The 330-nt window shown below is 60.3% G+C and carries 1 protein-coding gene; it reads right to left on the bottom strand.

Going from position 1 to position 330, the window contains the following annotated elements; all coding sequences use genetic code 11:
- The coding region (locus METPAY_RS01820; protein WP_048148624.1) for a 4Fe-4S binding protein at positions 1-330 on the bottom strand (330 nt) is incomplete at both ends.

Here is a 330-nt window from a genome sequence, read left to right as displayed (position 1 = left end):
GTGCGCCATACGGGCACTGGGGCACACACATTCCGCATCCTGCACAGAGGTCCTCCATGCACTGGGCGAAGTAAGGTTCGAGCTGAACCTTGCCCTGGTGGATCGGGATCGAAGCTGCCGATGCAGCTCCTTCGGCCTGTGCTACTGTGTCCGGAATGTCCTTTGGACCCTGGCAGACACCTGCGAGGAATATACCTGCAGTCGTTGTTCCGCACGGGTTGAGCTTCGGGTGAGCCTCAAGATACCAGCCGTCCTGCGACTTCGAGATACCGAACATCTGGCGGACAGGTTCCGCGTCGGGCTTGGGCTGGATTGCAGCCGCGAGAACGA

Origin of the sequence: Methanolacinia paynteri (assembly GCF_000784355.1) — an archaeon.
In the GTDB taxonomy this organism is placed as follows: Archaea; Halobacteriota; Methanomicrobia; order Methanomicrobiales; family Methanomicrobiaceae; genus Methanolacinia; species Methanolacinia paynteri.
This window is presented reverse-complemented; position numbering and strand designations above follow the sequence as displayed.